The following is a 12,263-nucleotide window of genomic DNA, read 5'->3' as shown; positions in this document are numbered from 1 at the left end:
CTCCTTGTTCTTATTAGGTCGAGGTGAAGGGGGATGCTGCGATGGAGCGGCCAGGCGACCGCTCTGTTTCAATGGTCGAAGGGGCGTTACTTCGCGCCGTAGACGTCGAAATCGAAGTACTTTTTATTGATCCGCGCGTAAGTGCCATTGGCGAGAATCGTTGCCAGGGCTTTGTTCAAGTCTTCGCGTAACTCGACATCGCTCTTGCGCAAACCGATGCCGTCACCGACGCCGAAAAAGGCTGGGTCATCCAGGGTGGCGCCGGCAAATTCATAGTCCTTGCCCTGCGCGGTATTGAGGAAGCCGTAACTGGCTTGAATGGCCCCTTGCAACGAGGCATCGAGTCGGCCCACCACCAGGTCCGCATACACCTGGTCCTGATTTTGATAGGAGAGCACGTCGATGCCTTTCTTACCCCAGACGGCTTTGGCAAACGCCTCCTGAGTCGAACCCTGCTCCACGCCAATGCGTTTGCCCTTGAGCGATTCGAGGGTGGGCAGCAGGCCCGATCCACGCTTGACGACCAACCGGGCCGGCGCATTGGAGACTTTGTCGGTGAACGCAATCTGTTCCAGGCGCTTGGGCGTCACGGTCATCGACGACGCCACCGCATCGAACTTGCGCGCCAGCAGCGCCGGGATCATGCCGTCCCAGCTGCTTTCAACCCAAATGCAACGGGCCTTCAGTTCAGCACACAGTGCTTCAGCGATGTCGACCCCGAAACCGGTCAGCGTGCCATCCTGGTTCTTGTATTCCAGCGGTGGATACGTGGGGTCGACCCCCAGTTTCAGGACTTTGCCGGACCAGTCGGCCGCGCCGGCCAGACCAGAGGCCGTCAACAACACCAGTGAAACAGCCGCAATCATCTTGTTCATTATTTTTGTTCCTCTCAGGCCCAACGAAAATACGGCGACTCAACCCAGAAAACGCTCGACCAACTTGACCCAGTAGCTCGCACCGATCGGCAGGCAGGCATCATTGAAGTCATAGCCGGGGTTGTGCAGCAGACACCCGCTATCGCCCTCGCCGTTGCCGATCACCAGGTAACTGCCGGGGCATTTTTCCAAGACAAAGGCAAAGTCCTCACTCGCGGTGAAGGGCCGCAGGTCGTCGATCAGTTGCCCTTCTCCCAGCCAGTCGCGAGCGACTTCACGGGCAAACGCGGTGTGCTCGGGATGGTTAATCAACACCGGATGACAATGCTGATAATCGATGTGGGCCCGGGCGCCGAAACTGGCCGCCTGACCGTTGACCAATTCGGTAATCCTGACTTCGAGCAAGTGGCGAATCTCGGGGGTCAGGGCACGCACGCTCAGGCTCATCTCGGCGCTGGACGGAATCACGTTCGAAGCGCTTCCGGCATGCAGGGAGCCCACCGTGATGATCGCCATTTCCTGCGGATTGACGTTGCGCGAGACGATGCTTTGCAGGGCGATCACGATCGAGGAGCAGACCAGCACCGGGTCGACCGCCTTGTGCGGCACCGCGCCATGGCCGCCATTGCCGATGATTTTGATGTTCACCGTATCGGCAGACGCCATGAACGGACCACTGTAGAACCCCAGATGCCCGACGGGATAACCCGGTACGTTGTGCATAGCGAAGATCGCATCACACGGGAACCGTTCGAGCAGGCCGTCCTCGAGCATTTTCCGGGCACCGCCCAGGCCTTCTTCGGCCGGTTGAAAAATCAGATTCACCGTGCCGTTGAACGCCCGGGTCTGCGCCAGGTGTTTAGCGGCTGCGAGCAGTGTTGCCGTATGGCCGTCGTGGCCGCAGGCATGCATGACGCCGTCGATTCGGCTGGCGTAAGGCAAACCGGTGGTTTCCTGAATCGGCAGTGCATCCATGTCGGCGCGCAAACCGATGGACCGCCCCTCGCCATTTTTCAGGGTGGCGACGACGCCGGTCTTGCCCACGCCAGTGCTGACCTCAAACCCCCACTGCGTCAAACATTCTGCAACCCGCTCGCTGGTGGCGAATTCTTCAAAACCCAACTCGGGGTGCGCGTGAATGCTGTGGCGCAACGCGATCATTTCTTCTTGGATGGCTGCAATACCCGGCAAGACTGGGTCGGCGATCATTGTTGTATTCCTTCGATAAGACCTGAGCGGTTGCTGAGTCGGATCTTAGGGAACGGGCTCTGGGCTGGGGAGGCCCAGTTTGGTTATGATGACAACCATGAGTTGTCACCAGGGTGAGCAGATGAAACTCCATCAATTACAAGCACTGATTGCCAGCGCCGAAACCGGCAGCATCCGCGCCGCCGCGCGTTCGCTGGACATCTCCCAGGCCGCCGTGACCAAAGCGCTGCGCGAACTGGAAACCAGTCAGCAGTTGCCGCTGTTCACTCGAACCCCCAGCGGCCTGAACTTCACGGAATACGGCAAAGTATTGCTGACCCACGCCCGGCTGGTGATCAAGCAACTCGAACATGCACAAACCGAGCTCGATCACATGCGTGGCAAGGCCCAAGGGCGCCTGTGTGTCGGGGTTACGCCCTGGATCGCCCTGACCTTCTTGCCCGAGGTGGTGCTGGCGTTTCGCGAGCGCATGCCGGAAATCCGCCTGGAGCTGTACGAAAGCCTGATGGCCGTAGCCCAGCCGTTGTTGCGTGATGGCAGCATGGATTTTGCCATTGGTCAGTTGCACCCGGCGCAATCGACCCAGGAGTTTGCCTGCGAAACCTTGCTCGATTACCAGACGTCGGTGCTGGTCCGCCAGGGTCATGTCCGGCAGGACGCTCGGTCAATCCATGAGTTGCTGGAGCAGAACTGGACGCTGAACTACGCGCCGGACGGACACGACGGGCTGATGCAGGCGCTGTTCTGGAAGCACGGTGCGCAGATCGATGAGAACCGAATCGTTCGGGCCCATTCGCTGGCCATCCTGCAAATGATGGTCGAGCGGGCCGACATGTGTACCTGGGGCCCGTCCATCGTGAGCGTCGCCCCGCCCTTCCTCGGCCGGGTGGTTGCCCTGCAACTGGCCGAGCAGTTCGAACCCCGGCAGCTGAGTATCGTGACCCGCCGCAATGGCTCCCTGAGCAATGCAGCGCAGTGCTTTACCGACTGCCTGTTGCAGGTCATTCGACGCCATGCCCGCTCGGCCAAAAAGGAAGACCGGGAACTGTTTGAAACCCTGCGCCTGCGGGTCTAAGAAGGGGCAACTCGCCGTCTTCCACGCCCAAAACGTGGGTGCGGATTTCGCCCGCACCAATGTTTTTTACTTCGAAGCCTGCTTCACGGCCTCAAGCCATGCCGGATTCAATTGCATCTGATCAGTCTCGATGCCCAGCGCTTCCATCTGCGCCTTGTGCTGATCCATCTCGCGGGTCAATTGACTGTGATCACTGGAGTTGCCGTCCAGCTCGTGCATCTGGCTCAACCCCAGATGGTAGAAACGCAGTAGCTTCATGGCCGTCGGATCCTCCTTCTCCACCGCCGCCGTCACCTGATGCATGACGTTGGTGATGCTCATCAGGCTGCGCTTGAGCCGCCAGCCGTAAACCGCCGGGGCCATCCATGGCTGGGTCCAGAATGTGCCGCGCATCAGCGCTGCCATCAGCAGCACCGACACAAACACGCCGCCGACGTTAAATCGCAGATTGTCGCCACCGGGTTCGCCGAACAGCGCCACCGCCGTGGTGGACAACACCATCGCCAGGGCCAGGAAAATCAAGGCTATGATTATCGTGCTGCGTCGCGTCTGGCTTCGATAGCGTTCGGGGTTCTGCGGCTGGATTTCGAACATCGCGACGGGGTTCCTTCAGGGCATGGGTAAAAAGGCTGCGGGGCATTATCGCCTCTGCAGGGGATTTAGCTATGCTGAGGCTCCTTTTCATCTTTTCATCGTCAAACGGGGAAATGGCGATACAGCGCAGTTCGTGCCATCTTCTTTCATGGATACATACTATTCGGATGCCATTTGCCTGTATGAATGGCATCGTTTTAAGGATCATTGAATGACCCAACGACAAGTAATCAATGCCTCGGTCAGCCCAAAAGGCAGCCTGGAAACCCTTTCTCAACGTGAAGTACAGCAACTGAGCGAAGCCGGATCCGGCAGCACCTACACCTTGTTCCGCCAGTGCGCCCTGGCCATCCTCAATACCGGCGCCCATGTCGATAACGCCAAAACCATCCTCGAAGCCTACAAGGACTTCGAAATCCGCATTCACCAGCAGGACCGTGGCGTACGCCTGGAACTGCTGAACGCCCCGGCCGACGCCTTCGTCGATGGGGAAATGATCGCCAGCACCCGGGAAATGCTCTTCAGCGCCCTGCGCGACATCGTCTACACCGAAAACGAACTCGACGCCCAGCGCATCGACCTGAGCACCTCCCAGGGCATCAGCGACTACGTATTCCACCTGCTGCGCAACGCCCGCACCCTGCGCCCCGGTGTCGAACCGAAGATCGTGGTGTGCTGGGGCGGCCACTCGATCAACACCGAAGAATACAAATACACCAAGAAAGTCGGCCACGAACTGGGCCTGCGCAGCCTCGACATCTGCACCGGTTGCGGTCCTGGCGTGATGAAAGGCCCGATGAAAGGCGCGACCATCGCCCACGCCAAACAGCGTATCCACGGCGGCCGCTACCTCGGCCTGACCGAGCCGGGCATCATCGCCGCCGAAGCGCCCAACCCGATCGTCAACGAACTGGTGATCCTGCCGGACATCGAAAAACGTCTGGAAGCCTTCGTCCGCGTCGGCCACGGCATCATCATTTTCCCGGGCGGCGCCGGCACGGCCGAAGAGTTCCTGTACTTGCTCGGCATCCTGATGCACCCGGACAACGCAGGCCTGCCCTTCCCCGTGGTCCTCACCGGACCGAAACATGCCGCGCCGTATCTGGAGCAACTGGATGCGTTTGTCGGTGCCACCCTGGGTGAAGCTGCGAAGCAACACTACGAGATCATCATCGACGACCCGGCTGAAGTCGCGCGTCAAATGACTCAAGGTCTGAAAGCGGTCAAACAGTTCCGCCGCGAGCGCAATGACGCGTTCCATTTCAACTGGCTGCTGAAGATCGACGAAGGCTTCCAGCGCCCGTTCGATCCAACCCACGAAAACATGGCCAACCTGAAACTGAGCCGCAACCTGCCGGCCCACGAACTGGCCGCCAACCTGCGCCGCGCGTTCTCCGGCATCGTCGCCGGCAACGTCAAGGACAAGGGCATCCGCCTGATCGAAGAACACGGGCCGTACCAGATCCGTGGCGACGCGGCGGTGATGCAACCGCTGGATCAACTGCTAAAGGCCTTCGTCGCCCAACACCGGATGAAACTGCCAGGTGGCGCGGCGTATGTGCCGTGTTATCAAGTGGTTGCGTAACAGGCACCATCAAACAACCCTGTGGGAGCGAGCCTGCTCGCGATAGCTGTGTGTCATTCAACCATAATGTTGACTGACACTCCGCCATTCGCGAGCAGGCTCGCTCCCACAGTGGTTTATAGGTGATCCGCATCAATGATCGCCTTGGCAAAAGCCTGCGGATCTTCCTGCGGCAAGTTGTGGCCGATGCCGCCGTTGATGAGTCGGTACTCATATTTACCGGTGAAACGCTTGGCATAATCCTCGGCAGCCGGATGTGGCGCCCCGTTGGCATCACCTTCCATGGTGATGGTCGGCACCGTAATGACCGGGGCCTTGGCCAGCCGCTGCTCCAGCGCTTCGTATTGAGGTTCGCCCTGAATCATGCCCAACCGCCAGCGATAATTGAAGATCGTAATAGCCACATGGTCGGGGTTGTCCAGGGCCACCGCGCTGCGGTCGAAAGTCGCGTCGTCGAACGTCCATTTCGGGGAGGCCAGCTCCCAGATCAACCTGGCGAAGTCGTGACGATTTTTTTCGTAACCGGCCTGGCCGCGTTCGGTCGCGAAGTAGAACTGGTACCACCATTGCAGCTCGGCCTTGGGCGGCAACGGATTCTTGCCGGCGGCCTGATTGCCGATGAGGTAGCCGCTCACCGAGACCAGCGCCTCCACCCGCTCCGGCCAGAGCGCCGAAACGATGTCCGCCGAGCGCGCGCCCCAGTCGTAGCCACCGAGCACCGCCTTCTTGATCTTGAGCGCATCCATAAAGTCGATGACGTCACTGGCCAACGCGGCAGGCTGGCCGTTGCGAACCGTCTTGTCGGACAGGAAATGCGTGTCGCCGTAGCCCCGTGCATACGGGATCAGCACCCGGTAACCCTTGGCCGCCAACAAGGGCGCCACTTCGCTATAGCTATGAATGTCGTAGGGCCAGCCGTGCAGAAGAATCACCACCGGACCATCGGCGGGGCCGACTTCGGCGTAGGCCACGTTCAGCAACCCGGCGTTGACATGCTTAAGAGGGCCGAAGGAGTCCGCCTTGAGGGTGCCAGCGCTGGCCACCACTGGCTCTGGCGTCGCGGTTTGCGCATTGGCAGCACCAAAGGCACCTAACTGCATCAGCGCGAAAGCGAGGACCGATGGGCCAAAGAAACGACGACGTGAGTCGTTTTTTTTGCTCAACACATTCATCTTCATGGTGATTTACCTGGAAGTCATTGACCTGGTGTTCTGGACGTCGTGAGTCAGCCATCGCGGGTTGATCAGCAGACTGCGCGTTCATCGGTTTTGACAGCGATCAGCGTAGTGGAAAGATCAGCTGCCCTGATTGCCGCACTCTGCGAATTTGCTGTAATCGAGGACTTTCTGCGTGCCGCTGGAATCGAGATAGGTCAGGCGGGCATCGACAATGCCGCAATTGCCGCCGCCGTTGTCGACGACGGAAACCACTTTCTTGATATCCAGGTGGGTGCCGTGAGAAGTTGTCTGCGACGGCGCTTGAACATCGGCATGAGCCGAAAACGCTGCAACGTTCAGGACCGCGAAGAAGCTGGCGGCAATCAGTGTGTTCCAGTTCATGGTGATTTCCTCAGGGTTGCAATGGGCAGTGGTTGTGAGGCAAGTCGTCTTGTCTCGGTGGAACCCATTTAATCGGCCCGAGGTATCTGCCATGTGTCGTAGAACCGGTCGTATTAAGGCGTAAGGTGTCACAACGGGCGCCAGATACAGTGCGATACAAAGCGAACAACAAGAGGCTTGAGCGATGGAACACGTGAACCACATCCTGATCGTCGACGACGACCGGGAGATTCGCGAGCTGGTCGGCAATTACCTGAAAAAGAACGGCCTGCGCACCACGGTGGTTGCCGATGGCCGGCAGATGCGCAGCTTTCTCGAAGCCAATCAGGTGGACCTGATCGTGCTGGACATCATGATGCCCGGCGATGACGGCCTGTTGCTGTGCCGCGAATTGCGCTCGGGCAAACACAAAGCCACGCCGATCCTGATGCTCACCGCACGCAACGACGAAACCGATCGCATACTCGGCCTGGAAATGGGCGCCGACGACTACCTGACCAAACCCTTCGCTGCCCGCGAACTGCTGGCGCGGATCAACGCCGTGTTGCGCCGTACGCGGATGCTGCCGCCCAACCTGCTGATCACCGAAACTGGCCGGCTGCTGGGCTTCGGCCGCTGGCGCCTGGACACCACCGCCCGGCACTTGCTCGACGAAGACGGCACGATGGTGGCCCTCAGTGGCGCCGAATACCGTCTGCTGCGGGTATTCCTCGATCACCCGCAACGGGTGCTCAGCCGTGACCAGTTGCTCAACCTGACCCAGGGTCGCGACGCCGACCTGTTCGACCGCTCGATTGATTTGCTGGTGAGCCGCCTGCGCCAGCGATTGATGGATGACTCACGGGACTCGACCTACATCAAAACCGTGCGCAGCGAAGGCTATGTGTTCTCCTACCCGGTGGAATTGCTTGGCGCAGAATCATGAAGCGCTCCACCAGCAGAACCTGAGGAGACTTTTACATAGGGTTTTGTATCCGTCTGTATAAGAACCCGCGACAGATACGCAGACACCGATTTCGGCTTGTTGGAGCACACATCACCGATACACCCGAGCGTTTAACTGTGATCACCGGATAGCAGCCGCTACCGACCCACTCAAACTAAACGCACGGAGAATTACCCATGATCAACTTCTCGAAAGTCTCGTCCCTGGCACTCGGTCTGGCACTGGTTGGTGGTCTCGGCCTGTCGAGCCTGGCGTCGGCCCACACCGGCCATGCTGCGTCCCCTGGCCAGGTTCAACAACTGCTGGTGGAAGGCGGCTCCGATCGTCTGATCGAGAATCGCGTGGCCGAAGGCGGTGCCGACCGTCTACAAGAACTGCGCGAACGTGTGGCATCGGTCAGCCCGAGCAATGCTCTGCGCGGTGGTGTGGTTGTCGCGGAAAACCGCGCCGAGTTCGGCTCGAAATATCAGCGGTATTGATCGAGCTCTACACAGCGGCAGAAATCAAATGTGGGAGCGAGCCTGCTCGCGATGAGGGAGTGTCAGTCGGCATTATTGTTGAATGACACACCGCCATCGTCGGAACGCCGCCCGGAGCAGGCTCGCTCCCACATTTTTGACTGTGTTCTGTCAGTTACAAAGCCTGCCTATCCACCCTTGCATGACGCCCACAAGTCCTGAGATCTGACGCAATAGTCCGACAATTCCTCGGGACATTTACAGCACGCCCGTACTAAGATTTGCGCTTCATTTCATCAAGGAAGATTCATGAAGCGCATTGCCGGTTGCCTGTTGTCTTTCCTGACCTTTACGGCGGTCGCGGCGGATCTGAACCTGCTCACCGACAACCATCCGCCCCTGCATTTTCAGCAAGGCAATCAACTGGTGGGGTTTGGCGTGGACGTGGTGCAGGCACTGGCCGAACGCACCGGCGACCAGGTGCACTTGCAACAAGTCCCTTTGCTGCGCGCCCTGCGCGTCGCCACGACCGAGCCTGCCACCGGGGTGTTTACCGTGTTGCGCACCGCCGAGCGCAATGGCTTGTACCAGTGGGTCGGTCCGCTGATGGACGTGGAGACGGCGCTTTATTCCGCGAACACCCAGCAACCGGTGCGCAGTTTGCAGGACGCCAGCACCCAGGGCCGTATCGCCGTCCCGCGAAAATGGCTGGCTTACGACTACTTGCGCAAGCAGGGTCTGAACAATCTGTACGGTGTGGAAACGCCCGAACAAATGATGCGTCTGGCACGTCTGGGCCGCATCGAGTTTGTGGTGGCCGACACCCTCTCCATCGCCACCCTCGCCCGGGAAGAGGGCTTGGCGCCCAGCCAGTTGCACTATCAGATGCCGCTGATGAAGCAAGGCACCTACATCGCGTTTTCCCCGCAGACCGATGCGCGCCAGGTCGCGCGCTGGCAACAGGCACTCGACGAGATGAACCGCGATGGGCGTCTGGAACAACTCAAGCAGCGCTGGCTCAGCGACAACACACCCCGCTGACAATGGATCAACGCTCTCGATAACAACTATGCGTCAGGGTGTTTTTTTATCGCGATGCTCCAGCACTACAGTGGCCCCATCTTCTCCCCACTCTCTGGAGCATCATCATGAAAAGCATCATCGGTCTGGGTTTCGCCCTTTCGGTTCTTGGCGCTACCTCCGCCATCGCCGCCCCACACGCCACCTCGCCAGTCGTTGCAGCGACCAAAGTCAGCCAACCGGCCACACTGAATGTGAACACGGTCGGCGTTGATCACAAAAACAGCCAGGCAAGCACACTCTACGTCGCTGAAAACCGCCCTGAGTTCGGTTCGAAGTATCAGCGTTATTGAGCAACGCCGTTTGAAACAACAAACCCCGGGGAGATCCGATCTCCCCGGGGTTTCTTCGTAATAGCAGATCACCGATGTCCGTAGCAGCTGCTACAGAAACGGTGTTGTTGTCAGGCGAATGGCGAGCGCCTTGGCCTGGCTCGCGACGTCGGTCACTGCGGTGCTTTCCCACCACATGCCACGTAGCGGTGGGCCCATGGCGAACAGACGGTTGGCGATGTGTTCATCGGCGCCCAACACCGCGCCATCGACTGCCGCCGCAATCCCCAGTGCCAACGGCCCCGGTCGGACAAGTCCGCGTGCCAGCAGTTGCTGTGGCAGCGGTCGAGCCACTCGCCGCCAGTCGTATTCGATGCCGCTGGAATTGATCAATGCCGCGCCGCTGACAACACTGGTTTCTGCTTCACCCCGACGCCGAATGCGGATACTCACTTCTCCGTCCGCTGAAGGCTCCAGCCCTTTGAACGACGCGGCCTGAATCCGCAACCGCCCTTCCTTGTGCAATCGCTCCACCAGCTCGGCACTCAACGGCGGCGAGCGATGGTGATGGCTTTCCCACCACGGCCGCACATGCCGCACGAACTGTCGACGCTGCACGTCCGTCGCCTGATTCCACAAGCGGCCAATGTGCACCCGCACGGTGTCGAGCGGCGCCTGCCAGTCGATGCCTTGAGCGATGGCGTCCCGGCAATGCCGACGCAGTTCGTGCACCAACTGTCGTGGCGTGCGAATGCTCTGATCCTCGGCGAGAAAGTCCACCCAGGCCGGTGGCTGACGACGCACGTGAGGCAGCAAGCCATGTCGGGAAAACACTTCGATCGGCCCGCGATGCCCGGCCTGTTCCAGCGACACCACGGCATCGACCATGGTCAGGCCTGAACCGATGATCAGCACGGTCGACTGCGGATCAAGTTGTTGCATGGCGGTGACATCCCACGGATCAAGCGCCGCCGCGTTCAAGCCGCTGGACTCGGTCTGTGGCGTACGCGCAGCGGGAAACATCCCCGTGGCCAACACCGCATAAGCGCCCTGCAAGTGTTGCCCGTCGCTTAACGTCAGCAACACAGAATCGTCCCGGGTCTGCAGGTCAACCACCTCGGCCCGCACATGCTCGACCGTTGACCTGTTCAACGCCCCCACCGCTTGCGCTTCGGCCAGACGCTGCTGCACGTACAGGCCGAAAATCCCCCGGGGCGGGAACAATTCGCTGACCGGCACATGTTGCTCGTCAGACTCCGGCCAGCCGCCAGCCGCGATGTATTCGGTCAGCCATTGGGTCAGGTCGTCGGCGTTGTCCGGGTCGACGCTCATCCGCGCCGCATTGCCGTTGAGCGTATGGCCCAGTTCGACCGCGCTGTACGCCTCGCCCCGTCCCAGTTCAGCGCGGGGTTCGATCACCAGCACCTGGCGCTTGCCCGGCAGGCGCAGCAACTGCGCCGCCAGCATTGCGCCGCTGAGGCCGCCGCCGACGATCAGGATGTCCGCGTGGCGGATGGCCTCGGTGGTCTGCCCGCTTTGGGTTTCAGTCATGGCGTTCTCACTGATCAATGTTTCATCTCGAAAATCTCCTGGACGATAATAGGCGCCAAACCCATGGAAGGTTCATCAAGCAATACCAAAGTAGGACAGAGAAATCATGCGATGTCCCGTTTGAATTCGAATAACCAGGCAGGCGCAGGTTGCGCGTCGGGGGCGCGCGTGGCTTGCCAGATGAAACTCAGGTTCTGAAAGCCCAGCAGTCGGCGAACGCGGTTTTTGATCAGCCGTCGCAGGCCTTTTTCCGGGTGGGCGATGGACCAGTCGCAGAGGTGTCGCCGCCAGGTGCCTTGGGGGGCGAGACGGCTGTCGATTTCGGCGGCCAGCAATTGCAGGCGCTCGGCCGATAACAGCAATCCCGAAGGTGCCACTTCACGACGGTCGCGGCTGGCACTGCCGGGGCTTTCCGGGAAGGCCAGTGATTGGCCGCGGGTCAACCAATGCTCGAGCAAAACGTTGAGGCCGGCCTGCCATTGGGTGCCCTCTTCGCTCCACAATGGCTTGCTTTGTGCCCAGCGGTTCAGGCGTTGTGGGGGTTCAACCGGGCCGAGCAGATCAGCGAAGTTCAGCAGCGTCTGGCCTTCGTTGAGCCAGAGTTGTGCGGTCTGTCGGTCCTGGACGAACGCGTGAGTGGGACGGCTGCGCCACAGGTTTTCGTGCAGTGATACGGGAGCGAGGTCATCCGGCAAGGTCAGCAGTTCACCGCCGATGTGTTGCGATGCCAGGGCCAGCAGCAATAGATCAGGCTCGAAGGCGCCGCTCAACGCTAGACGCGATTCTTTTGTGAATCCTTGTTGACTCAAACCGTCGGCCAAACGCTCGACATCGCGCAAGACATCGATCCAGCGCCAGACGAACCACCGGCCATGGCGCTTGTGCCGCAAGGCCGGTTGCAAGGGGCTGACCTGAGCCCAGTGGCGCAATTGCTCCAGGGCTCGGGGCAGATCAACCCGCCACTCGGCGGTGTCCGCGATTGGCGGACGTTTGAGTTCGTGCACGCTCATGGGATTGACCTCCTGTTCATGGGCAAAAGCGTGCGGTGGTCCGCTGGGC

The 12,263-nt window shown here is 60.1% G+C and carries 13 protein-coding genes; 6 read left to right on the top strand and 7 right to left on the bottom strand.

The window, feature by feature from the left end:
- Positions 1 to 86: 86 nt before the first annotated feature.
- Positions 87 to 875, bottom strand: coding sequence for an ABC transporter substrate-binding protein (locus PMI27_RS26100; RefSeq protein WP_008151736.1), 789 nt, complete (start codon positions 873 to 875; stop codon positions 87 to 89).
- Between the two features lie 39 nt (positions 876 to 914).
- Positions 915 to 2,084: a M20 aminoacylase family protein gene (locus PMI27_RS26105; protein WP_008151734.1), complete on the bottom strand. Its 1,170-nt coding sequence runs from the start codon at positions 2,082 to 2,084 to the stop codon at positions 915 to 917.
- Between the two features lie 85 nt (positions 2,085 to 2,169).
- Between PMI27_RS26105 and PMI27_RS26110 the strand changes: the two genes are divergently transcribed.
- Positions 2,170 to 3,159, top strand: coding sequence for a LysR family transcriptional regulator (locus PMI27_RS26110; RefSeq protein ID WP_008151732.1), 990 nt, complete (start codon positions 2,170 to 2,172; stop codon positions 3,157 to 3,159).
- A gap of 66 nt (positions 3,160 to 3,225) precedes the next feature.
- Here PMI27_RS26110 and PMI27_RS26115 read toward each other — a convergent pair whose 3' ends face one another.
- Positions 3,226 to 3,753 (bottom strand): DUF3087 domain-containing protein, encoded by a 528-nt coding sequence (locus PMI27_RS26115; RefSeq protein WP_008151730.1) that lies wholly within the window; start codon positions 3,751 to 3,753, stop codon positions 3,226 to 3,228.
- A 211-nt stretch (positions 3,754 to 3,964) separates the two neighbouring features.
- Between PMI27_RS26115 and ppnN the strand changes: the two genes are divergently transcribed.
- Positions 3,965 to 5,338, top strand: coding sequence for a nucleotide 5'-monophosphate nucleosidase PpnN (ppnN, locus tag PMI27_RS26120; RefSeq protein ID WP_008151729.1), 1,374 nt, complete (start codon positions 3,965 to 3,967; stop codon positions 5,336 to 5,338).
- 116 nt (positions 5,339 to 5,454) lie between these two features.
- Here ppnN and PMI27_RS26125 read toward each other — a convergent pair whose 3' ends face one another.
- Together PMI27_RS26125 and PMI27_RS26130 are read right to left on the bottom strand one after the other, a co-directional pair.
- The gene (locus tag PMI27_RS26125; protein WP_008151727.1) at positions 5,455 to 6,516 is read right to left on the bottom strand and encodes an alpha/beta fold hydrolase; all 1,062 of its coding nucleotides are present in this window, start codon (positions 6,514 to 6,516) and stop codon (positions 5,455 to 5,457) included.
- Between the two features lie 117 nt (positions 6,517 to 6,633).
- Positions 6,634 to 6,897 carry a DUF2790 domain-containing protein gene (locus tag PMI27_RS26130; protein ID WP_008151725.1) on the bottom strand — a complete coding sequence of 88 codons (264 nt, stop codon included), beginning with the start codon at positions 6,895 to 6,897 and terminating at the stop codon, positions 6,634 to 6,636.
- Between the two features lie 184 nt (positions 6,898 to 7,081).
- Here PMI27_RS26130 and PMI27_RS26135 point away from each other — a divergent pair, with 184 nt between their 5' ends.
- From PMI27_RS26135 to PMI27_RS26150, 4 genes are all read left to right on the top strand, one after another.
- Complete coding sequence (locus PMI27_RS26135) at positions 7,082 to 7,822, top strand: response regulator (protein ID WP_008151724.1); 741 nt, start codon at positions 7,082 to 7,084, stop codon at positions 7,820 to 7,822.
- Between the two features lie 197 nt (positions 7,823 to 8,019).
- Positions 8,020 to 8,322 (top strand): hypothetical protein, encoded by a 303-nt coding sequence (locus PMI27_RS26140; RefSeq protein ID WP_008151722.1) that lies wholly within the window; start codon positions 8,020 to 8,022, stop codon positions 8,320 to 8,322.
- Between the two features lie 288 nt (positions 8,323 to 8,610).
- A complete protein-coding gene (locus PMI27_RS26145; RefSeq protein WP_008151720.1) occupies positions 8,611 to 9,342 on the top strand; it encodes a substrate-binding periplasmic protein in 732 nt (243 codons plus the stop codon).
- Between the two features lie 107 nt (positions 9,343 to 9,449).
- On the top strand, positions 9,450 to 9,674 hold the full coding sequence (locus PMI27_RS26150) for a hypothetical protein (RefSeq protein ID WP_008151718.1): 225 nt from the start codon (positions 9,450 to 9,452) through the stop codon (positions 9,672 to 9,674).
- Positions 9,675 to 9,764: 90 nt separating this feature from the next.
- Here PMI27_RS26150 and PMI27_RS26155 read toward each other — a convergent pair whose 3' ends face one another.
- Both PMI27_RS26155 and PMI27_RS26160 read right to left on the bottom strand, forming a co-directional pair.
- Positions 9,765 to 11,204, bottom strand: coding sequence for an FAD/NAD(P)-binding protein (locus tag PMI27_RS26155; RefSeq protein ID WP_008151717.1), 1,440 nt, complete (start codon positions 11,202 to 11,204; stop codon positions 9,765 to 9,767).
- A 104-nt stretch (positions 11,205 to 11,308) separates the two neighbouring features.
- Positions 11,309 to 12,214, bottom strand: a complete 906-nt coding sequence (locus PMI27_RS26160) for an AMP-binding protein (RefSeq protein WP_008151716.1) — start codon at positions 12,212 to 12,214, stop codon at positions 11,309 to 11,311.
- Positions 12,215 to 12,263: the final 49 nt, after the last annotated feature.

Origin of the sequence: Pseudomonas sp. GM41(2012), assembly GCF_000282315.2 — a bacterium.
GTDB lineage: Bacteria > Pseudomonadota > Gammaproteobacteria > Pseudomonadales > Pseudomonadaceae > Aquipseudomonas.
The sequence above is the reverse complement of the archived record's forward strand: the minus strand, read 5'-3'. Positions and strand labels throughout refer to the sequence as shown.

Excerpts from the sequence above, each read along its gene's own strand:
- PMI27_RS26100 (WP_008151736.1), bottom strand. The coding sequence starts at position 875 with ATGAACAAGATGATTGCGGCTGTTTCACTGGTGTTGTTGACGGCCTCT.
- PMI27_RS26105 (WP_008151734.1), bottom strand. The coding sequence starts at position 2,084 with ATGATCGCCGACCCAGTCTTGCCGGGTATTGCAGCCATCCAAGAAGAA.
- PMI27_RS26110 (WP_008151732.1), top strand. The coding sequence starts at position 2,170 with ATGATGACAACCATGAGTTGTCACCAGGGTGAGCAGATGAAACTCCAT.
- PMI27_RS26115 (WP_008151730.1), bottom strand. The coding sequence starts at position 3,753 with ATGTTCGAAATCCAGCCGCAGAACCCCGAACGCTATCGAAGCCAGACG.
- ppnN (WP_008151729.1), top strand. The coding sequence starts at position 3,965 with ATGACCCAACGACAAGTAATCAATGCCTCGGTCAGCCCAAAAGGCAGC.
- PMI27_RS26125 (WP_008151727.1), bottom strand. The coding sequence starts at position 6,516 with ATGAAGATGAATGTGTTGAGCAAAAAAAACGACTCACGTCGTCGTTTC.
- PMI27_RS26130 (WP_008151725.1), bottom strand. The coding sequence starts at position 6,897 with ATGAACTGGAACACACTGATTGCCGCCAGCTTCTTCGCGGTCCTGAAC.
- PMI27_RS26135 (WP_008151724.1), top strand. The coding sequence starts at position 7,082 with ATGGAACACGTGAACCACATCCTGATCGTCGACGACGACCGGGAGATT.
- PMI27_RS26140 (WP_008151722.1), top strand. The coding sequence starts at position 8,020 with ATGATCAACTTCTCGAAAGTCTCGTCCCTGGCACTCGGTCTGGCACTG.
- PMI27_RS26145 (WP_008151720.1), top strand. The coding sequence starts at position 8,611 with ATGAAGCGCATTGCCGGTTGCCTGTTGTCTTTCCTGACCTTTACGGCG.
- PMI27_RS26150 (WP_008151718.1), top strand. The coding sequence starts at position 9,450 with ATGAAAAGCATCATCGGTCTGGGTTTCGCCCTTTCGGTTCTTGGCGCT.
- PMI27_RS26155 (WP_008151717.1), bottom strand. The coding sequence starts at position 11,204 with ATGACTGAAACCCAAAGCGGGCAGACCACCGAGGCCATCCGCCACGCG.
- PMI27_RS26160 (WP_008151716.1), bottom strand. The coding sequence starts at position 12,214 with ATGAGCGTGCACGAACTCAAACGTCCGCCAATCGCGGACACCGCCGAG.